The 20,362-nt window shown below is 73.5% G+C and carries 15 protein-coding genes; 14 read left to right on the top strand and 1 reads right to left on the bottom strand.

The window, feature by feature from the left end:
* Positions 1–231 precede the first annotated feature (231 nt).
* The 8 genes from ACOTKD_RS21505 (at position 232) to ACOTKD_RS21470 (ending at position 11,211) form a co-directional block, all read left to right on the top strand.
* Positions 232–1,794, top strand: coding sequence for a TIGR02677 family protein (locus tag ACOTKD_RS21505; RefSeq protein ID WP_424890617.1), 1,563 nt, complete (start codon positions 232–234; stop codon positions 1,792–1,794).
* The gene (locus ACOTKD_RS21500; RefSeq protein WP_424890616.1) at positions 1,791–3,035 is read left to right on the top strand and encodes a TIGR02678 family protein; all 1,245 of its coding nucleotides are present in this window, start codon (positions 1,791–1,793) and stop codon (positions 3,033–3,035) included. The genes ACOTKD_RS21505 and ACOTKD_RS21500 overlap by 4 nt, the downstream gene beginning before the upstream one ends.
* Positions 3,032–7,162 carry a TIGR02680 family protein gene (locus ACOTKD_RS21495; RefSeq protein WP_424890615.1) on the top strand — a complete coding sequence of 1,377 codons (4,131 nt, stop codon included), beginning with the start codon at positions 3,032–3,034 and terminating at the stop codon, positions 7,160–7,162. The genes ACOTKD_RS21500 and ACOTKD_RS21495 overlap by 4 nt, the downstream gene beginning before the upstream one ends.
* Entirely contained in the window at positions 7,159–8,397 is a 1,239-nt protein-coding gene (locus tag ACOTKD_RS21490) for a TIGR02679 family protein (protein WP_424890614.1), read from the top strand. The genes ACOTKD_RS21495 and ACOTKD_RS21490 overlap by 4 nt, the downstream gene beginning before the upstream one ends.
* A gap of 166 nt (positions 8,398–8,563) precedes the next feature.
* Positions 8,564–8,977, top strand: a complete 414-nt coding sequence (locus ACOTKD_RS21485) for a cell division protein SepF (protein ID WP_424890613.1) — start codon at positions 8,564–8,566, stop codon at positions 8,975–8,977.
* 24 nt (positions 8,978–9,001) lie between these two features.
* On the top strand, positions 9,002–10,219 hold the full coding sequence (locus ACOTKD_RS21480; protein WP_424890612.1) for an ATP-binding protein: 1,218 nt from the start codon (positions 9,002–9,004) through the stop codon (positions 10,217–10,219).
* A 52-nt stretch (positions 10,220–10,271) separates the two neighbouring features.
* A complete protein-coding gene (locus ACOTKD_RS21475; protein ID WP_424890769.1) occupies positions 10,272–10,622 on the top strand; it encodes a nucleotide pyrophosphohydrolase in 351 nt (116 codons plus the stop codon).
* A gap of 130 nt (positions 10,623–10,752) precedes the next feature.
* Complete coding sequence (locus ACOTKD_RS21470; RefSeq protein ID WP_424890611.1) at positions 10,753–11,211, top strand: DUF6099 family protein; 459 nt, start codon at positions 10,753–10,755, stop codon at positions 11,209–11,211.
* A gap of 11 nt (positions 11,212–11,222) precedes the next feature.
* On the opposite strand, the gene ACOTKD_RS21465 is transcribed toward ACOTKD_RS21470, so the two are convergent.
* Positions 11,223–11,525: a hypothetical protein gene (locus ACOTKD_RS21465; protein WP_424890610.1), complete on the bottom strand. Its 303-nt coding sequence runs from the start codon at positions 11,523–11,525 to the stop codon at positions 11,223–11,225.
* Positions 11,526–11,772: 247 nt separating this feature from the next.
* Between ACOTKD_RS21465 and ACOTKD_RS21460 the strand changes: the two genes are divergently transcribed.
* The 6 genes from ACOTKD_RS21460 to ACOTKD_RS21435 all read left to right on the top strand — a co-directional run bounded on the left by ACOTKD_RS21460 (position 11,773) and on the right by ACOTKD_RS21435 (position 20,356).
* Positions 11,773–12,696 carry an LLM class F420-dependent oxidoreductase gene (locus ACOTKD_RS21460; protein WP_424890609.1) on the top strand — a complete coding sequence of 308 codons (924 nt, stop codon included), beginning with the start codon at positions 11,773–11,775 and terminating at the stop codon, positions 12,694–12,696.
* Between the two features lie 57 nt (positions 12,697–12,753).
* The gene (gene mmuM / locus ACOTKD_RS21455) at positions 12,754–13,677 is read left to right on the top strand and encodes a homocysteine S-methyltransferase (RefSeq protein WP_424890608.1); all 924 of its coding nucleotides are present in this window, start codon (positions 12,754–12,756) and stop codon (positions 13,675–13,677) included.
* A 177-nt stretch (positions 13,678–13,854) separates the two neighbouring features.
* Entirely contained in the window at positions 13,855–15,375 is a 1,521-nt protein-coding gene (locus ACOTKD_RS21450) for a hypothetical protein (RefSeq protein ID WP_424890607.1), read from the top strand.
* A gap of 25 nt (positions 15,376–15,400) precedes the next feature.
* Complete coding sequence (locus ACOTKD_RS21445; RefSeq protein WP_424890606.1) at positions 15,401–16,132, top strand: NUDIX hydrolase; 732 nt, start codon at positions 15,401–15,403, stop codon at positions 16,130–16,132.
* A 64-nt stretch (positions 16,133–16,196) separates the two neighbouring features.
* Complete coding sequence (locus tag ACOTKD_RS21440) at positions 16,197–17,663, top strand: 3' terminal RNA ribose 2'-O-methyltransferase Hen1 (RefSeq protein ID WP_424890605.1); 1,467 nt, start codon at positions 16,197–16,199, stop codon at positions 17,661–17,663.
* Positions 17,660–20,356: a polynucleotide kinase-phosphatase gene (locus ACOTKD_RS21435; protein WP_424890604.1), complete on the top strand. Its 2,697-nt coding sequence runs from the start codon at positions 17,660–17,662 to the stop codon at positions 20,354–20,356. The genes ACOTKD_RS21440 and ACOTKD_RS21435 overlap by 4 nt, the downstream gene beginning before the upstream one ends.
* The last annotated feature ends 6 nt before the right edge of the window (positions 20,357–20,362 follow it).

Genomic DNA, 20,362 nt, shown 5'->3' with positions numbered 1-20,362 from the left:
GTACTTCACCACTGTTGGCAACCGTGGCTGGGTGCGCTTCCGGCCGCATCTCCAGGGCAGTAGCCGCAACGGCGTCGGTGCTTCGTGCACCGCGGTCTTCGGAGGCTCACCTCCTGCACGGTCTCCACGAGCCGACCGCCGACGACGGAGCGGTACGCAGCCAGTCGGGAACTGTGAGTTCCCCGGCATTTCCCGTCGAGGACGGCATTCGTCGGACAGAATGACCGGGCGATGACTCCCACGCCTGAGAATCCGGCCTTCACCTCCACCGGATACGCCCCGTTCACGCATCTCACCGTGCCCAACGCCGCCCTCTACCGGCGGACGATGCGGGCGTTCCTCGCCGCCAAGGAGCGGTTCGCGGTGCACCTGCGGCCCGAGGACGTGCACGCCGCTCTGCCGGCCGGGGAGCGTCCGGCCGAGCTCGAGACCGTGGTCAAGGCGCTCGACAGCCTCGTCGAGTGGGGGAACCTGCGAGCCGATCCCGATACCGCGCGGGTCACCGCCGTCGAGGACTTCTACCGCAAGAGGTTCGTGTATCAGCTCACCCGGGCGGGGGAGGCTGCGGAGGAGGCGTTGTCCGCGTACGACGAGGCGCTCGGCCGGCGCGGAGCGCTGCAGGCGGTCGCCCTGCACGACATCGTCACCCAGCTGCGTGCCCTGCTCGTCCTGGGAGCCGGGGACGAACTGGACCCGGCCAAGACGTACCTCGCGCTCGACGTGCTGACCAGCAGGTTCGCGGCCCTCGCCGAGAATGCTCGCGCTTTCATGGGCTCCCTGCAGCGCACCATCGACCTGCACGACGTCGAGGAGGAGGTGTTCCTCGCCTACAAGGACCGGCTCATCCAGTATCTGGAGCGGTTCATCCAGGACTTGATCACCCTCGGCGGGCGTATCGCCCAGCTGATCCTGGAGCTGGAGGACGCCGGCTTCGTCGTGCCGCTGCTCCGGACCGCCGCTGCCCGCGAGGCCGCCGACGCCTCTCCGGAGGACGCGGCGCACGCGGAGCGTGAGGCGTACACGCGGTGGTCGGGGCGTTGGGAGGGGCTTGCGGCGTGGTTCATCAGCCGGGACGGGCGCGAGTCGCAGGCCCGGCTGCTGCGAGGACGGGCCCTCGGGGCGATTCCTCAGCTCCTGGCGGTCGTACGGTCGCTCAACGAGCGCAGAGCCGGGCGCTCCGACCGTTCCGCCGACTTCCGGACGCTGGCTCGCTGGTTCGCCGAGGCGCCCGACGACGACGCCCGGCACGGTCTGTGGCGGACCGCTTTCGGGCTCCACCCCGCCCGCCATCTCACCGTCGACGCCGAAACCCTCGCCGCCCGCACGGCACGGCCGGTCCCCGCCGCCACGCCGTGGGCCGAATCCGAGCCCCTGCGCATCAGCCCGCAGTTACGCCGTACGGGCAGTTACGAACGGCGCGGCAAGCCCCGCAGGGTCGAGGACCGCTCCGAGGCGCGCCGCCACCTCGCCGAGCTGGCCGCCAAGCAGGGGGCCGAGATCGCCGCCGCCCGAGCCCGGCTCGCCACCGGCGGTGTCACCCGCCTCTCGGCGCTCGGCGAACTCGACCCGCTCGCCTTCGGCCTCTTCCTCCAGCTCCTCGGCGATGCCCTGGCCACGTGGCGGCCCGGCATGACCCGTACCTCGGCCACCAGCAATGACGGCTCGATGGAGATCCGCCTGTCGGCGCTCGGCGACGGCGCGGTCGCGGAGATCACCACTCCCGGCGGCACGTTCCGGGGCCCCGATCACGCTGTGGAGATCGTCGATCTGACGGAGGAGGACAGCAGGTCATGAGCACGCCACTCGCCGAGGTGCTGGACGGGCAGCACGCCGCCGATTTGCGCAAGGCCGCCCGGGCTCTGCTCAAGCAGCCTCTCCTGCTCGCGCACGGCCCGCACTCCGACGACTTCCGGCTCATCCGCCGTCACGCTTCGGAACTGCGGGAGTGGTTCGACCGCAACACCGGCTGGTCCCTCCAAGTGGGTGCCGAGGCGGCCCGGTTGCGGAAGGTACCCGGCACTCTCGCCGGCCCGGCGCACCCCGCCCGCGAGGCCGGCCGAGCCGGTGCCCCCTTCACCCGGCGCCGCTACGTCCTGCTCTGCCTCGCCCTGGCCGCCCTTGAACGAGGCGAGGCGCAGATCGCGCTGGGCCGTCTCGCCGACCACATCGTCCTGGACGCCGCCGACCCCCGGCTCACGGCCACCGGAATCCACTTCACCCTGGACCGGCGCGACGAGCGTCTCGACCTCGCCGCGGTCGTACGGTTCCTGCTGAAGCTCGGCGTTCTCCGGCGCGTCGCCGGAGACGAAGAGGCCTATGTCAGCGGAGCGGGCGATGTCCTGTACGACGTCGAGCGGCGCGTGCTGGCCGGCCTGCTCGTCACCCGCCGAGGCCCTTCGACGGTCCATGCCGGCACCTTTGGGGGCCGTCTCGCCGAACTGGTCGCCGAAACAGCCCTGGACAGCGACGAGCTGCGGTTCCGCGCGATGCGCCGCTCGCTGACCCGGCGCCTGCTCGACGACCCGGTGCTCTACTACGACGAGTTGACGGACGCAGAACTGGCCTATCTCACCCGGCAGCGCGGCTTCCTCATCGCCCGCATCACGGAACTGACCGGACTCGTCGCCGAGGTGCGGGCCGAGGGCATCGCCATGGTCGACCCCGAAGACGACCTGACCGATGTCCGCATGCCCGAACAGGGCACTCACGGCCACATCACCCTCCTGCTCGCCGAACACCTCGCGGCAGTCGGCTCTCCCGTCACCACCGGCGACCTCCAGCAGAAGGTCCGTGACCTCGCCGCCGAGCACGGCGGCTTCTGGGCCAAGGCCGCCAGGGAACCGGGCGCGGAGGGGGAACTGGTCGAGCAGGCGCTCACCAAACTCTCCGCCCTCGCGCTCATATCCCGCCGAGGCGGCACGGTCGTGCCACGCCCGGCCCTCGCCCGGTACGCCGTCGGCGAGACCGTCGTACGCGAATCCGGCACCCCCCGCACCACGCGTATGCCTCAGCAGAGAAAGGCGAACCAGAGTTGACCGCCCTGCCCGTCCCCCTGCGCACTCGCTGGCAGCCGTTGCGCATCGGACTCGTCGACCTCTTCCACTACGACGTGGAGGAATTCCACTTCCGGGACGGACGCCTCCTGCTGCGCGGCAACAACGGCACCGGAAAGTCCAAGGTCCTCGCCCTGACCCTGCCCTTCCTGCTGGACGGCGACCTCTCGCCGCGCCGTGTCGAGCCCGACGGCGACCCGGGAAAGCGCATGGAGTGGAATCTGCTCCTCGGCGGCGAGCACCCGCACTCCGAACGGCTCGGCTACACGTGGATCGAATTCGGCCGACGGGACGGGACGAGCGGTGAAGAGCACTTCCGTACCCTCGCCTGCGGCCTCAAGGCCGTCGCCGGGCGCGGCATCGCCCGTCACTGGTACGCCGTCACCGACCAGCGCGTCGGCCGGGAGCTCAGCCTGCTCGACCCCACGGGCACCGCCCTGTCCCGCGACCGGCTGAACGAGGCGATCGCCGGGCACGGCATGGTGTACGACCAGGCCAAGGCGTACCGAAGGGCCGTCGACGAGGCACTGTTCGGACTCGGCGAGCAGCGCTACGCGGCCCTCGTCGACCTGCTCATCCAGCTGCGCCAGCCCCAGCTGTCCAAGCGCCCCAACGAGGCCGCCCTCTCCAGGGCCCTCACCGAGGCGCTGCCGCCCATGGACCAGGCGGTCATCGCCGATGCGGCCGAGTCGTTCCGCTCCCTCGACGAGGAGAGGGAGGAACTGCGGGCCGCCACTGAGGCCGAGCAGGCCGCCTCGGCGTTCCTGGACCACTACCGGCGCTACGCCCGCATCGCCACCCGCCGCCGGGCGCGGCTGCCGCGCAGTGAGCACTCCCGCTACGAGCGCTTCCAGCGGGACCTCACGGAGGAACAGGCGCACAAGGCCCGTGCGGAGGAGGACAGGGCGGCGGCGGAAGAACGGATCGCCGCCCTGGAAGAGGCCGAGGCCCGTCTGCGGGCCCAGGACGCCGCCCTGCGCGAAGGCCCCGAGATGCGCAGTGCCCGCGAGCTGGAGCAGGCGGCCGCGGAGGCGGCCCGCTCGGCGCGGGCGCAGGAGCGGGCGGCAGCCGACCGCGAGCAGGCCGCGCAGCTCCACACGCGGGCACTCGAGCGGCGCGGCGCGGCCGAGAACCGGCTCGCCGCGGCGCGGCGCCGGGCCGGAGACGTCCTCGGCCGCGTCCAGGGGGCGGCCGGGGACGCCCGCGTCCCGCTGCCTGATGAACCCACCCGGGAAGAAGCGGAGGCGGCGGCGGACCGCCGGCGGCGCACCCTCGCTCATGTCGAGGGCTTGGCGAACGAGGCCGACAGGGCGAAGGCCGAGCGCCACGCGGCCGCCGGGCGGCTCGACGAGGCGGAAGCCGATCTCGCCCTCGCGGCCGCGGAGCACAACCGGGCGGAGGAGGCCGCGGCAGCCGCCGGCCACGAGCTCGTGGACGCGGTACGGGAGCACGCCCGCACGTGCCGGGAGCTGACGTACCCGGATCCGGCCGGCCTCCTCGACGAGGTCCAGGACTGGGTGCGTCATCTCGACGGGCCCTGCCCGGCCCGCACCCACGCCGCGCGAGCCCACAACCGCGCTTCGGCGGAGCTCGCCGACCAGGTGGCCGGCCTGGCGCACCGCAGGACCGGGCTCGCCACCCGCCGCCAGGACGTGGAACGGGAACTGGCCGCACTCGAAGCCGGAGGCCAGCGGGGTCCCGAGGCCCCGTACACCCGTACCCCGGGCCTGCGTGAGCGCACGCCGGGAGCCCCGCTGTGGCGGCTGGCCGACTTCCGCGAGGGGCTGGGGGACGCCGACCGCGCCGGCCTGGAAGCGGCGCTGGAGGCATCCGGACTGCTGGATGCCTGGGTGAGCCCTGACGGTTCCCTCCTCGGCGGTGACGCGCACGATGTGCTGCTCGCCCCGCAGGCCGGGCCTGTGCCGGGGCCGTCGCTGGCCGACGTGCTGCGCCCTGCCGTGGACCACGGCGACGAGCGGGTCGCAGCGATCGGCGAGGAGGCGGTGGAACGGCTGCTCGCGGCGATCGGGCTGGGTGGGGACAGTGCCCGCGCCGTCCGGGCGGCGGGAGAGGGCGCGGACACCTGGGCAGCACTTGACGGGCGGTTCCGCGTCGGCTCGCTCACCGGCCGGTGGGCCAAACCCGCAGCCGAATACCTCGGCGAAGGGGCCCGGGAACAAGCACGGCGATCCCGCATCACCGCCCTGCAGGCCGATCTCGCCCTGCTTCAGGAAGAGTCGGCGGCCGTGACCGCCCAGGCGGATGCCGCCGCCGTGCGCCGCCGCAAGCTCGACGCCGAACTGGCCGCCGTCCCTGACGAGGCCCCGCTCCGGCAGGCGTACGCCCGTGTGTCCGCGGCCGCCGACACCGTCCGCCGGGACCGTGGCCGACGCGACGAACGGGCCTCCGGCTTCGCCGAGGCCGCCCGGACGGCCGAGCAGGCCGCGGCCGAACTGGACACGACCGCGACCGACCTGGGCCTGCCCGCCGACAGGGCCGGGCTCGCCGCCGTGCGCCAGGCCCTCACCGACCTCGACCTCGCCTTCGCCGCTCTGTGGCCCGCCCTGCGGGAGCGCACCGAGGCGGCCCGGCAGGCACAAGAGGAGCACGACGAGGCCGAACAGGTGGGGCAGCGGGCCGCGGAGCAGGCGATGCGCGCCGAGGAAGCCGCCCGCGAAGCCGCCGTGGCGGACGAGCGCCACACCACCCTCCGCTCCACCGTCGGCGCAGCCGTCGCCGAGCTGGAACGACGTCTCGCCGAGACCGCCCGCTCTCTCCGCGACTGCGGCACCGAGCAGCGCCGTGCCCGTGAGCTGCACACGGACGCCGACCGGCGGGCCAGCCGCGCCGAAGGCCGCATCGAGCAGCTGGAAAGGGGGCTCGCCGAGGCCACGGCCGCCCGAGCCGAAGCCGTCGCGGCCCTCCAGCGGTTCGCGACCACGGGTCTGATCACGGTCGCGCTGCCCGGCCTCGCCGTACCGCCGCTGAAGGAGGGCCCGTGGGCGGCCACCCCCGCCGTCGCCCTCGCCCGCTCCGTCGAGACCGAACTCTCCAGGACGGATGACTCCGACGGCGCTTGGGAACGCGTACAGCGGCATCTCAGCGAAGAGTTCAAGTCCCTTCAGGACGCCCTGTCCCGGCACGGGCACACCGTCTCCGCCCGCATGGTCGAGGACGGCATGGTCGTCGACATCGTGTACCAGGGCCGCGAACGCGCCGTGCCCGAACTCGCCGAGGCGCTCGCCGCAGAGGTCCGTGAGCTCACTCGCATCCTGTCCGCCCACGAGCGGGAGATCCTCGAAACCCACCTCATCACCGAGGTGGCGGGCACGCTGCAGGAGATGATCAGCACGGCCGAACGGCAGGTGCAGGCCATGAACGCCGAGCTGGAGGAACGCCCCACGTCGACGGGCATGAAGCTGCGCCTGGTCTGGCGGGCCTCGCGCAAGGCCCCGGCGGGTCTCGACCGCGCGCGCGAACGCCTGCGCCAGTCCGCGGACGCCTGGACCCCCGAGGACCGGATGGCGGTCGGCGAGTTCCTGCAGGCGCAGATCGCCCAGCAGCAGACCGGCGACGCCGCCGGCAGCTGGCTCGAACACCTCACCGCCGCCCTCGACTACCGCTCCTGGCACGAATTCGGCATCGAGCGTCACCAACAGGGCCGATGGGTCCCGGCCACCGGGCCCGCCTCGGGCGGTGAACGCGTCCTCGCCGTGTCCGTGCCCCTGTTCGCCGCCGCGTCCTCGCACTACGCGAGCGCGGGGAGCCCGTACGCCCCCCGACTGGTCACCCTCGACGAGGCGTTCGCAGGCGTCGACGACGACTCGCGCGCCAAGTGCCTGGGCCTGCTGCACGCCTTCGACCTGGACGTGGTGATGACCAGCGAGCGGGAGTGGGCCTGTTATCCACAAGTGCCCGGCATCGCCATCGCGCAGCTCTCGCGGGTCGACGGGGTGGCGGCGGTCCTGGTCACCCGCTGGGAGTGGAACGGCAGCGCACGGCGGCGAGGCGAGGACCCGGCACCGGCACCGGCACCGGCATCGGCACCGGCACCGGTCCACGGCCGGGAAGCGGCCGGGCCGCAGAGTCAGGAGACCTTGTGGGCGTGAACTCCTCGCCGCCCCGCGGTGTCGACGCCGAACGCCTGCACCGGCTCCTCGGCACTCCTGAGCTGGCCTGGCTGGTCGAGCGCATACGCCGGCGTCTCGAACGGGAGCAGCCGCTCACCGGGCCCGTCTCACTGGCCACCCCCACCCAAGCCCAGCGAGCTGCCGTCGAGCGATTGCTGGGCCGGCCCCCGAGCGGCGGCCGGTCCCTGTCCGTACGGCTCGACGCCGTGGACGCCGTCCTGCGTCGCTCCGGCATCAGCCCCGACGGCCTCGCCGTGGCCGTCACAGCCCTCACCGGGCCCGTCACCCCCCTCAGCCAGGCCCACCGCGACGAGTCCCGTGCCTGGAGGGAGGCCTACGCCCCGCTCGACGCCCTCGGCCACGACCGCCCCCACTTCGCGGCATGGGTCGCCCGGCTGCGCACCGAGGGCCTCGTACGACGTCTCGCCCGCACCCCCGGCGTCGCGCGGACACTGCTCGCCGACACTGCGCGAGTGCTCCGTGAACTCCCGGCCACTCCCGCGGTGTCCCTGCCCGCCTTCTCGGCCCGGGTGCTGGGCAGCGCACACGCGCTGGACGACGGAACACCCCTGGCCACCCTCACGCTGTCGGGCGTCCGCGCCCTCACCGGCCTTCCCGGTGGCAGCGGAGCCTCATGGCGGCGCGACGCGTGGGCGTCGGCAGGACTGCTGCGCGACGACTTGTCGTCGACGGTCCTCACCCTGAACCTGCGCGGTGACACCGCTCTCGACTGGATGGCCGACGCGGGAGAGCCCTGCGTGCTCACCCTCCGGCAACTCACCCGCCGGCCACCTGCAGAAGCACCGCCGACGGTACGGATCTGCGAGAACCCCGCCGTCCTGGCGGCCGCCGCCGACGTCCACGGCGCTGACTGCCCACCACTGGTCTGCCTCCAGGGCCAGCCGTCCGCCGCCGCCCACACGCTCCTGCGCCACCTCCGTGAAGGCGGCACGAGGCTGCTCTACCACGGCGACTTCGACTGGGGCGGGCTGCGCATCGCGACGGTGCTGCTGCGCGGCGTGCCCTGGCACCCTTGGAGGTACACGGCCGCCGACTACCGCGCCGCCGCCTCCGCCGCCCCGTCGCTGCCGCCCCTGACGGGCACACCCACCGAGGCCCCCTGGGACCCCGCCCTGGCACCTGCCCTCACCGAGCTCGGAGTCCGCGTCGAGGAGGAGACGGTCCTGGACCTGCTCCTCTCGGACCTCGCGTGATCACAAGCTGTCGACTCTGACCCGTCCAGCTGTCATCCGGCAGCGGGTCGTGCTGGACCGCACCGGCCGTGCCGCGGTCAGGCGTGTCATTGGTCCCGACGGGTGACGATTGTCCCTAGGATTGTGGGATGCATATAGCGAGCACGTTCCCCGGAGGGGTGAGCCGGTGAACAGGTCCGAGGCCACCGACGAGCAGTGGGAGGGGCTGGCCGAGGTCGTCCCGCTCCGTGGTCACCACGCATGGCCGTCCTGGCCCAACCACCGGGCCCTGCCCGAGGAGGAGCAGCAGCCCGATCCGAACCAGCGGCGCATGGTCGTGCTGCGGGTCCAGGTCTTCGCGGACGCCCGCGAGGTCGCCGAGCACCTGATGGCGCGGGTGCCGGTGCTGCTGGACCTCACCAGTGCCGACACGGACGTCGCCAAGCGCATCCTCGACTTCTCCAGCGGAGTCGTCTTCGGCCTGGGCAGCGGCATGCACCGGGTCGACACCAACGTCTTCCTGCTGGCTCCCGAAGGGACGGAGGTGGCATCGGGGTACCCCGATCGTAGGAAAAGTGATCAGCCGAAACGGTTTGGCTGATTATGTGACACATACGGTCCGGGCATGGACACTCGCTGTGCCCGACCGGACGTTCCTTCCGGCATTCCCTCCGGCATTCCTTCCGTAGTCTCCCCTGCGTCCTCCGGTACGCAGCGGCCCGTGGTGACCGAGTTACGGCTCTCCGCCTTCAAGTCGCACCGCAACGCCGCCTTCGCGCTCGGCCCGCTCACCCTCTTCCGGGGGCCGAGCGGATCCGGCAAGTCCAGTGCGCTCCAGGCGTACGAGGTGCTCGCGCGGCTGGCCGGCGGTGACGCCCTGGGGGAGGCCCTGTCCCTCGTCGACGGCGGCCCCGGCGCGTGCGTGCCCCAGCAGGCGCGGCCCGACGCCCAGGGGCGGCGCGGCTTCCGCATCGGCTGCACCGTCGAGGGGCCCGTGGGGCCCGTACGGGTCGACGTCGCCGTGCAGGCCGAGCCCGAACTCCGCATCGTCGGCGAACGGATGACGGGCTGCGGCCGCACGCTTCTCTCGACGGCACTTCGTGACCCCGGCCGCCGCGCCGTGGAGGCCGCCTGGCACACCGCCGGCGCCGTTCCCGTCACCCGGGCGCCCCTGCCGGACGACCGGCTCGGCACCGCGCTGCTGCCCCTGCGCGTCGCGGGCAAGACCGCCGGGCAGCGCCTCGTCCTCGACGCCGCCGAGCAGGTCGTCGTGGCCCTGCGCGCGGTCTTCGCCTGCGACCCGCGCCCGGAGCTCATGCGCCTGCCCGCCGCCGCGCACGACGGGCTGCTGCGCGGCGCCTGCGACAACGTCGCCGCGGTCCTGGACCGTACGCGTCACGAGTGCGCTACCCGCCACGCGGCGCTCGTGGCGGCGGTGGGGGCCGGCTGCCGCGTGCCGGTGGACGGGCTGGGCGTACGGGAGGCGGGCGGCGGCCGCCTGCAGGCCGTGCTGGAGCGGAGGCTCGGCGACGGGACGCCCCTGGAGCGGCTGGGCGATGGTGAGTTGCGCTACCTCGCGCTCTGCCTGGTGCTGATGACCGGACCCGGAGTCCTGGACATGGACCCCGTCGGCGAGGTGCTGCAGGCGCGGCAGGCGCTCACCGTCCTCGCGGACGACTTCGACCGCTGCCTGGACGCCCGGCAGGCGCGCGAGCTGACGGCCTTGGCGGTACGGATGGGGGAGCGCGGGCATGTGCGGCTGGTGGGGACGGTGCGGGGAACGGGCGACGGGGATGCTCCGGCCGAGGGGGTCTCGGTGGTAGATCTTGGGGGTGAATGCTGAACATCGAGAAGGCCGGGAAGAGCGCGGCGGGGCCGGCGAGAGCGCAAGCGAGCTGCGCGTCCTGCAGCGGCGCCTCGCCGACTTCGCGGCCGCGCGCCACTGGCAGCCGTACCACACGCCCAAGAACCTCGTCGCGGCGCTCAGCGTCGAGGCGTCGGAACTGGTCGAGATCTTCCAGTGGTTGACGCCGGAGGAGTCGGCGCGGGTGATGGACCGGCCGGGGACGGCCGAGCGGGTCGAGGACGAGGTCGCCGACGTGCTGGCGTACCTGCTGCAGTTCTGCGAGGTGCTGGGCATCGACGCGGCGGCCGCCCTCGCCGCGAAGATCGAGCGCAACGAGCGGCGGTTCCCGGTGCCGGACCGGGACACTCCGGATTCGCCGGATCGTCACTCTCCGGAGTGATTGAGTTATCCACACCCCATCTGGTATCCACAGATTTCTGAATTCCCCTGGCGTTTCCGGCGGTTAGTCATCACTCTGGGTAGTGAGAAGGTGTGGGCACGGCACAGTCGGGAAGTTGGGGGACCGGGTCATGGACGCAGTGCGGCTCATCGGAGCCACCCGGACGGCCCTGGCGCAGGCCAGGGCCGTCCACGACAACGTCACCGAGGCATGGCAGACCCAGGCGCTGGCGGGAGCGGTCGGCGGCCACCTCGCGGTCCACGGGCCCTTCGAGGCCCGCGCCGCCGCGGGGAGTCTGAGCGAGGCCGGGGCCCGCGCCTCCGGCGCGCTGCGTCAAACGCTGCGCGCCGGAGCGATACGGGCCGGGCAGCTCACCGAAGTCCGCGACCCCTGGAGCGCGTTGACCGGGCTCTGCGGGCTCCTCGGGGAAGTGGGCATCGCCCTGGTGGGGGTCGCCTGCTCCTCCGACGAGGACGCCATGTACTGGCAGTGCATAGAAGCGATAGACGCCGCCGACGAGACGAGCGACAGAGTGCGCTGGTTACAGAGACGGCTCGCGTCGCGCGAGCGGGAAGGCGGTGCCGCGTGAGGCGCGGGCGCTCAGCGGGCATCCCCTCCGTCGACGGACGCGTCGACGGGCACATGAGCGGGCACATCGATGGGCGCGTCGATGGGCGCATCGGCGGATGCGCCGGCGGGCGCTCCGGTGGTTGTGCCCGCGGTGGCGCCGGCGGGCGCCGGGTGCCCGTCACGCGGCTGCAGGTCCGCGTCGAGCTGCGACAGGTCGGCGTTGAGCGCGGCCATCAGCTCCTCCATCTGCTGCAGCAGGCCCTTCGGCGTGCCGGGCTGCCCGGCGGCGGGCTGGGCGGGCACCGTTTCGTCGGGCACGGCTTCCTGGGTCATCGCGGCCTCCTCGGCCCCGGCCCTCCCGGTGCGGGAGAGCGGTGTTGCGGTCGTCGCCTCCGGCAGGGTGCACCGGTGCGCGGGCCGGGCGGTCCGGCTCCGCCCGAGCCAACGACCACCGGCCGCGGCGGACACTGGCCGGAGCTCACCCGCCCGGCGGGGGCGGCGGAATTTCACCCGACCGGGGCGGGTGTACCGCCGCAGGGCGCAGTCGGTTGACGCCTGTTCGGCAGTGCAGGATGGAGGCATGGATCTGCGAATCTTCACCGAGCCCCAGCAAGGGGCCAGCTACGACACGCTGCTGACGGTCGCCAAGGCCACCGAGGACCTCGGCTTCGACGCCTTCTTCCGCTCCGACCACTACCTGGCCATGGGCTCCGCGGACGGCCTGCCCGGGCCGACCGACGCCTGGATCACCCTCGCGGGCCTCGCCCGTGAGACGCGCCGCATCCGGCTCGGCACCCTGATGACCGCGGGCACGTTCCGGCTGCCCGGCGTGCTGGCCATCCAGGTGGCGCAGGTGGACCAGATGTCCGGCGGGCGGATCGAGCTGGGCCTGGGCGCGGGCTGGTTCGAGGAGGAGCACAAGGCCTACGGCATCCCCTTCCCGAAGGAGAAGTTCGGGCGGCTGGAGGAGCAGCTCGCCATCGTGACGGGCCTGTGGGAGACGGAGACGGGCAAGACCTTCGACTTCGACGGCACGTACTACCGGCTCACCGACAGCCCGGCGCTGCCCAAGCCCGCGCAGCAGAAGCTGCCCGTGCTCATCGGCGGGCACGGCGCGAAGCGCACGCCGCGCCTCGCCGCGAAGTACGCGGACGAGTTCAACATCCCGTTCGCCTCGGTCGAGGACAGCGAGCGGCAGTTCGGCCGGGTGCGGGCGGCCGCGGAGGAGGCCGGCCGCAAGGGCGACGACCTCGTGTACTCCAACGTGCTCGTCGCCTGTGTCGGCAAGGACGACGCGGAGGTCGCGCGGCGGGCGGCGGTCATCGGGCGCGAGGTGGCCGAGCTCAAGGAGAACGGCCTGGCCGGCTCCCCGGCCGAGGTGGTCGACAAGATCGGCCGGTACGCGGCCGTCGGCTCGTCCCGGATCTACTTCCAGATCCTGGACCTGGACGACCTCGACCACCTGGAGCTGATCGCCTCAGAGGTCCAGTCCCAGCTGGCCTGACAGCGGCCCGCATCCGGCTTCCGGTCCCGGCAGCCGTCCCCACCGAGGAGCACCCCTGTGACGCCCGCCCCCACCGTCCCCTTCGCCGCCGCGCTGGCGCGCGGTCCGCTCGTCCTCGACGGCGGGCTGTCCAACCAGCTGGCGGCCCAGGGCTGCGATCTGTCCGACGCGCTGTGGTCGGCCCGGCTGCTCGCCGACGACCCCGGGCAGATCGAGCAGGCGCACGCCGCGTACGTACGGGCGGGCGCGCAGGTCCTCATCACCTCCAGCTACCAGGCCACGTTCGAGGGCTTCGCCCGCCGCGGTCTGGGCCGGGCGCAGGCGGCGGAGCTGCTGCGGCGCAGCGTGGAGCTGGCCCGCAGCGCCGCGGAGAAGGAAGCCCCGGGGAAGGACGTGTGGGTCGCCGCGTCCGTCGGCCCGTACGGGGCCTTCCTGGCCGACGGCAGCGAGTACCGCGGCCGGTACGGGCTGAGCGCGACGGAGCTGGAGCGCTTCCACCGGCCGCGGATCGAGGCGCTGGTGGAAGCGGAGCCGGACGTCCTCGCGCTGGAGACCGTGCCGGACGCGGCCGAGGCGGAGGCGCTGCTGCGGGCCGTGGCGGGCTGCGGCGTGCCCGTATGGCTCTCGTACAGCGTGGCGGGCGGGCGCACCCGCGCGGGACAGCCGCTGCGCGAGGCCTTCGCCCTGGCCGCGGGGAACGACCAGGTCGTCGCCGTGGGGGTGAACTGCTGCACCCCCGCCGACGCCGACGCGGCGGTCCGGACGGCCGCGGAGGCGGCTCGTAAGCCCGTCGTGGTCTACCCCAACAGCGGCGAGGAGTGGGATGCCGCCGCCCGCTCCTGGACGGGCGAGCCGACCTTCACCCCCGACCGCGTCACCGCGTGGCGCGCGGCGGGCGCCCGCCTCGTGGGCGGCTGCTGCCGCGTGGGCCCGGACGACATCGCGGCCCTGTCCCGGGCGCTCGGCGCGGGGCCTGTATAGACGGGTCCCCTTTGCCCGGCGCGTTCGGCAGGCGGAGGGCGGGCGGCCTGGCCGCTAACACCCATGCATACGAGGCAAGTTGATGCAACAGCGAGTGCGGGCCACCGGTTCACGGTTAGCGTGGATGCGGACGTGAACACAGCGTCACCGGGGAACGACGACCGGGGGTGTGGAGGGATGGCCCAGCAATCCACCGAGGCGGCAGTCAGGGTGAGACCGGCGGACCTCGCGCCGGGCGCGGTGATCGCGCAGTCCCTGGACAACCAGTGGGTGACGGCGGAGCTGACCAGGGACATGGTCGCGCGCGGGAAGTCGCTCCAGGACATCGGGAGCGCGCGGGACAAGGAGGTGCGCGCCGAGTACTTCCGCAGCCTGATCAACACCCGGCAGGTGGTGGCCAACCGGGTGTTCTTCTACAACAACGCGGCCGTGAGCCGCGACCTCCTGGAGGGCGGCGCGGCCCGCCGGGCGCATCAGAAGCTGCTGGCGCAGGAGGCCCTGGTGCCCTACCTGCTCAACGAGCGCGACCCCGCCGAGCCGCCGCGCCCCGGCCTGGACTACGACGCGCGGGCGTTCACGGCCTGGCAGGAGACCCTCGAAGGGATGCCCGCCGGGGAGCGCGTGAAGTGCGTCCGGTTCTCCTGGGAGGACCGGGAGAACCGGGACGCCACCCGGTCCGCGCTGTTCAACGCGTTCGCCGCGCGGGTGCAGGCGCTCACCGCGAAGGACATTCCCCTCCTCGCCCGCCAGGTCGGGGTCCCGGAGCCGCGGTACGGGGCGTTCGCGGTGCGGATCGGCGAGGTGGTCCGGTGGAGCAACGAGCACAGCGTCCGCGGCGACCTCGTCACGCGCAACCTGCTCTACGAGAAGTTCGTGACGGTGCCGGGCACTCCCGTCTCCGAAGGCCGCTACGACGGGACCAAGCCGTTCGCCGCGGAGATCAAACAGCTCCTCGACCTCATCTACAGCGTGAACCTCGCCGACGCCCTCGGCATGTACCCGCTCACCCCGGCCGGCAGCCTGCGGCGGGTCGCCCTCCAGGAGTGGCGGGACGTCCGCACGACCGCGGCCGGTACGGTCACCGACCCCGAGCAGCTGCTGCTGTTCCTGCAGCGCCAGGCGTTCTCCACGGTCCAGGACCGGCTCGCCCTGACCCCCTCCGCCGTCGACGCGCTCGCCCTGGAGGACATCTGCAGCCTGCGTCAGAGCGACGCCTGGAACGCGTACATCCGTGCCTTCGACGCGCTGACATCCGACCCGGCGGCCTTCCAGGAGCGGGTGGGTCCCGTCTTCGACCGCTACGTCCGGCTCAACTCCGAGATCGTCCGCCTCGCCGATGCCCGCGGCGACCGGCGGGCCGGGGCCAATAGGTGGCTGCCCGTCATCGAGGTCGTCGTCACTGTCGGCGGTGCCGTCTTCACGGCGATCACCGGCGACGAGTCCTGGAGCGTGGCCGGCAGCCTCGGCGGGATCTCGGCCAAGTACGGCGGCTCCGTGCAACTGGTGCTCCGCAACCGGGTGGAGGGGCGGCGCGAGCAGAAGTTCGCGCGGGAGCTGGCCGCGGTCCGGTTCGACAGCACCCGGGAGTGGGAAAGGTTCCACGGCATGGTGCGCAGGCTGCCCGGGTACCGGGAGGAGGGCGGCGCCCCGGCCGCCACCGGCTCCGCCACCGTGCAGGACGACATCCCGGAGTACTGAGACGACATCCCGGAGTGCTGAGCCGATGCCAGACGAGACCGCGGCCACCCCGTACGACCGGCTGCGCGCCACCCGCCCCGAGCTGTTCGGCAACGCCCCGGGCGGGATCGACATCCTCCTCGACCCGGCCGAGGTCGAGGAGGCCCGGCGCGCGGCGCACGGCGCGCCGGCGGCCGGAGCGCCGGAGGAGGGTGCGCCCCCCGCCGACGACCCGCCCCCCGTCGGCGTCGTCTACGCCGACCGCTTCGTCACCCTCGTACGGGACGCCGTCCGGTTCCCCGGCGGCGCCCTCGGGCTCTACATCCGCATGCTCTCCACGGACGCGAGCCCCGGTGCCGTCGTCCTCCCCCTCACCGCCACGGGCGATGTCGTCCTCGTCGAGCACTACCGCCACGCCACCCGCTCCTGGCACTGGGAAGTGCCCCGCGGCATGGGCGCACCGGGCGCCACCGGCGCGGAAAGCGCCGCCCGGGAACTCGCGGAGGAAATCGGAGCGGAAGCCACCGAATGGATTCCCCTGGGCCGGCTGCATCCCGACAGCGGCCTCCTCGGTGACCACGTCGAGCTGTTCGCCGCCCGTATCGGCGGGTTCGGCGTGCCGGAGACCTCCGAAGGCATCCGGCGGATCGTCACCCGCCCCTGGCCGGAGGTCTCGGGGATGGTGGCGGAAGGGGAGATCACCTGTGGGTTCACCATCGCGGTCCTCACCCGTGCCCTCCTGAACGGCCTCCTGGGAGGAAACGGCCTCCTGGGGTAGGGAAGGCCGGCCGCCGGCGAAAAGAGTTGGTCGAATATGGACGCTCCGGGCGATACTCGACCGCGTGTTCCTGACGATATCCACCACCGGCACGCCCGGATCCCCCGCGACCGATCTCGGATTCCTGCTGCACAAGCATCCTGACAAGGCGCAGCGTTTTTCGACTTCCCACGGCACCGCGCACGTCCTCTACCCCGAGGCCGGTGCGGAGCGCTGCACCGCCGCGCTCCTGCTGGAGATCGATCCGGTCGCGCTGGTGCGGCGGGCGAAGGGCAAGGGCCGCGGCGGGGCGCCCGACTCGGCTCTCGCCCAGTACGTCAACGACCGCCCGTACGCGGCGTCCTCGCTGCTCGCCGTCGCCATCGGCAGCGTCTTCTCCACCGCGCTGAAGGGCCAGTGCAACGCCCGGCCGGAGCTGCCGGGGGTCGCGCGCCCGCTGCGCGTCGAGGTGCCGGTGCTGCCCGCCCGCGGCGGCGCGGCGCTGGTGGAGCGGCTGTTCGCGCCGCTCGGCTGGACGGTGGCCGCCGAGCCGGTGGCGCTGGACGAGAAGTTCCCGCAGTGGGGCGACTCGCGCTACGTGCGCCTCGTGCTGGAGGGCGAGCAGCGGCTCGCGGACGCCCTGCGCCACCTCTACGTGCTCCTGCCGGTCCTCGACGACAGCAAGCACTACTGGGTGGCGCCCGACGAGGTCGAGAAGCTGCTGCGGGCCGGCGAGGGCTGGCTGGAGGACCACCCCGAGCAGCGCCTGATCGCCGGCCGCTACCTGGGCCGCCGCTGGTCGCTGACCCGCGACGCCCTGGAACGGCTGGCCCTCGCCCGCCTTGCGGAGGCCGACGACACCGAGGCCGAGGCGCTCGACAACGCCGTCGACGAGGAGACGGACACCGAGGAGCGGCCCGTGCCGCTGGCCGTGCAGCGCCGCGCGGCGATCCTCGACGCCCTGCGCGCCGCCGGTGCCGCGCGCGTCCTCGACCTCGGCTGCGGGCAGGGCCAGCTCGTGGGAGAGCTCCTCAAGGACCCGCGGTTCACCGAGGTGGCCGGCGTGGACGTGTCGACGCGCGCCCTGAAGGAGGCCGCGCGGCGGCTGCGTCCGGACCGGATGAGCGAGCGGCAGGCGGCGCGGGTCACGCTGTTCCAGGGCTCGCTCGCGTACACCGACCGCAGGCTCGCCGGCTATGACGCGGCCGTGCTCAGCGAGGTGATCGAGCACCTCGACCTGCCGCGGCTGCCCGCGCTGGAGCACGCGGTGTTCGGCGCGGCCCGCCCCGCGACGGTCGTCGTCACCACCCCGAACGCCGAGTACAACGTGCGCTGGGAGACCCTGCCCGCCGGGCACGTGCGCCACGCCGACCACCGCTTCGAGTGGACGCGCGAGGAGTTCCGCACGTGGGCGGCGCAGGTCGCGGAGCGCTACGGCTACGAGGTCGCCTTCGCGCCCGTGGGGACGGACGACCCGGAGGTCGGGCCGCCCACCCAGCTGGGTGTCTTCACCCGTACAGAGAAAGAGCCGGAGCAGGAGAAGGCCGCATGACCACCACAGCAACAGCCGCCGCGGCACGGGCGAAGCGCACCCTCGCCGTCACCGACCTCTCCCTCGTGGTCCTGATCGGCGCGACCGGCTCCGGCAAGTCCACCTTCGCCCGCAAGCACTTCAAGCCCACCGAGGTGATCTCCTCGGACTTCTGCCGCGGCCTCGTCGCCGACGACGAGAACGACCAGAGCGCCAGCGGCGACGCCTTCGACGTCCTGCACTACATCGCGGGCAAGCGCCTCGCTGCCGGCCGCCTCACCGTCGTCGACGCGACCAACGTCCAGCCGGAGGCACGCCGGCAGCTGGTCCGCGTCGCCCGGGAGCACGACGTGCTGCCCATCGCGATCGTCCTCGACCTGCCCGAGGAGGTGTGCGCCGCGCGCAACGCCGGCCGCGCCGACCGGGCCGGCCTGCCCCGCCACGTCATCCAGCGCCACCGCCGCGAGCTGCGCCGCTCGCTGCGCGGCCTGGAGCGCGAGGGCTTCCGCAAGGTGCACGTGCTGCGCAGCGTCGAGGAGGCCGAGGCGGCCGAGGTCGTCCTGGAGCGCCGCTACAACGACCTCCGGCACCTCACCGGGCCCTTCGACATCATCGGCGACATCCACGGCTGCAGCTCCGAGCTGGAGACCCTGCTCACCCGGCTCGGCTACACCGACGGCGTCCACCCCGAGGGCCGCACGGCCGTCTTCGTCGGCGACCTCGTCGACCGCGGCCCCGACAGCCCGGGCGTGCTGCGCCGCGTCATGGGCATGGTCGCCTCCGGCAACGCCCTGTGCGTGCCGGGCAACCACGAGAACAAGCTCGGCCGCTGGCTGCACGGCAAGAAGGTGCAGCACACCCACGGCCTGGCCGAGACGATCGAGCAGCTGGAGCGGGTGGACGCCGAGGACCCCGCCTTCCGCGAGCGGGTGCGGGAGTTCGTCGACGGGCTCGTCAGCCACTACGTCCTCGACGGGGGCAAGCTGGTGGTCTGCCACGCCGGCCTGCCGGAGAAGTACCACGGCCGCACCTCGGGCCGCGTGCGCTCGCACGCGCTGTACGGGGACACCACGGGCGAGACCGACGAGTTCGGCCTGCCCGTGCGCTACCCGTGGGCCGAGGACTACCGCGGCCGCGCCGCCGTGGTCTACGGCCACACCCCCAACCCGTCGGCCACCTGGCTGAACAACACCATCTGCCTGGACACCGGCGCCGTCTTCGGCGGGAAGATGACCGCGCTGCGCTGGCCCGAGCGCGAGCTGGTGGACGTACCGGCCGAGCGGGTCTGGTACGAGCCGGCCCGCCCGCTGGCGAGCGACGCGCCCGGCGGGGAGGACGGCCGCCCGCTCGACCTGGCCGACGTCACCGGCCGCCGCGTCGTCGAGACCCGGCACATGGGCCGGGTCGCCGTGAAGGAGGAGAACGCCGCGGCGGCGCTGGAGGTCATGAGCCGCTTCGCCGTCGACCCGCGGCTGCTGCCCTACCTCCCGCCGACCATGGCGCCGTGCGCGACCTCCCAGGAGGAGGGCTACCTGGAGCACCCGGCGGAGGCCTTCGCCGCCTACCGCGCCGACGGGGTGCGGCAGGTGGTGTGCGAGGAGAAGCACATGGGCTCGCGGGCCGTGGCCCTCGTGTGCCGTGACGCGGACGTGGCGCGGGAGCGCTTCGGCGCGACCGGCGGGGTCAGCGGCGCGCTGTACACCCGCACCGGCCGGCCGTTCTTCGACGACCCCGCGATGACCGAGCGCGTCCTGCGGCGGCTGAGCAGGACGGCCGGTTCGGCCGGGCTGTGGGAGGAGCTGGAGACCGACTGGCTGCTGCTCGACGCCGAGCTCATGCCCTGGTCGCTCAAGGCGCAGGGGCTGCTGCGCCACCAGTACGCGGCCGTGGGCGCCGCGTCCGGCGCCGTCTTCCCGCCGGCGCTCGCCGCGCTGGAGTCGGCGGCGGAGCGCGGCGTGGACGTGTCCGGGCTGCTGGACCGCCAGCGCGAGCGGGCCGCGGACGCGGCGGCGTTCACGGAGGCCTACCGGCGCTACTGCTGGACCACCGGCGACAGCGCGCAGGGCTGGCCGGGGGAGCAGGCGGAGACGCAGTCCCCGCGCCGGGTCGGCTCCAAGGGCACGGACGGCCTCGACGGCATCCGGATGGCACCGTTCCAGATCCTGGCGGTGCAGGGCCGCAGCCTGGCCGCGCTCCCGCACGACCAGCAGCTCGCCCTGATCGACCGGATGATCGAGGAGGAGATGTACGGCACGGAGGCGAACAACGGCCTCTGCGCGTACATCCCGGTCCACATGAACCGCCTGCTCGCCCCGACCCGCAGGCTCGTCGTCGACACCGAGGACGAGGCGTCCGTCGCCGCGGGCGTGCAGTGGTGGCTGGACCTGACCGGCGCCGGCGGCGAGGGCATGGTCGTCAAGCCGCTGCAGGCGCTCGTACGGACCGGGGGCGGGCGGCTGGTCCAGCCGGGCGTCAAGTGCCGCGGCCGGGAGTACCTGCGGATCATCTACGGCCCCGAGTACACCCGCCCGGACAACCTGTCCCGGCTGCGCGCACGCCACCTCGGCCACAAGCGCTCGCTCGCCCTGCGCGAGTACGCGCTCGGCCTGGAGGCGCTGGACCGGCTGGCGGAGGGCGAGCCGCTGTGGCGGGTGCACGAGGCGGTCTTCGGGGTGCTCGCCCTGGAGTCCGAGCCGGTCGACCCGCGGCTGTAGGAAGGC

The sequence above is a fragment of the Streptomyces sp. XH2 genome (assembly GCF_049725035.1).
GTDB classification, from domain to species: domain Bacteria; phylum Actinomycetota; class Actinomycetes; order Streptomycetales; family Streptomycetaceae; genus Streptomyces; species Streptomyces roseoverticillatus.
This window is presented reverse-complemented; position numbering and strand designations above follow the sequence as displayed.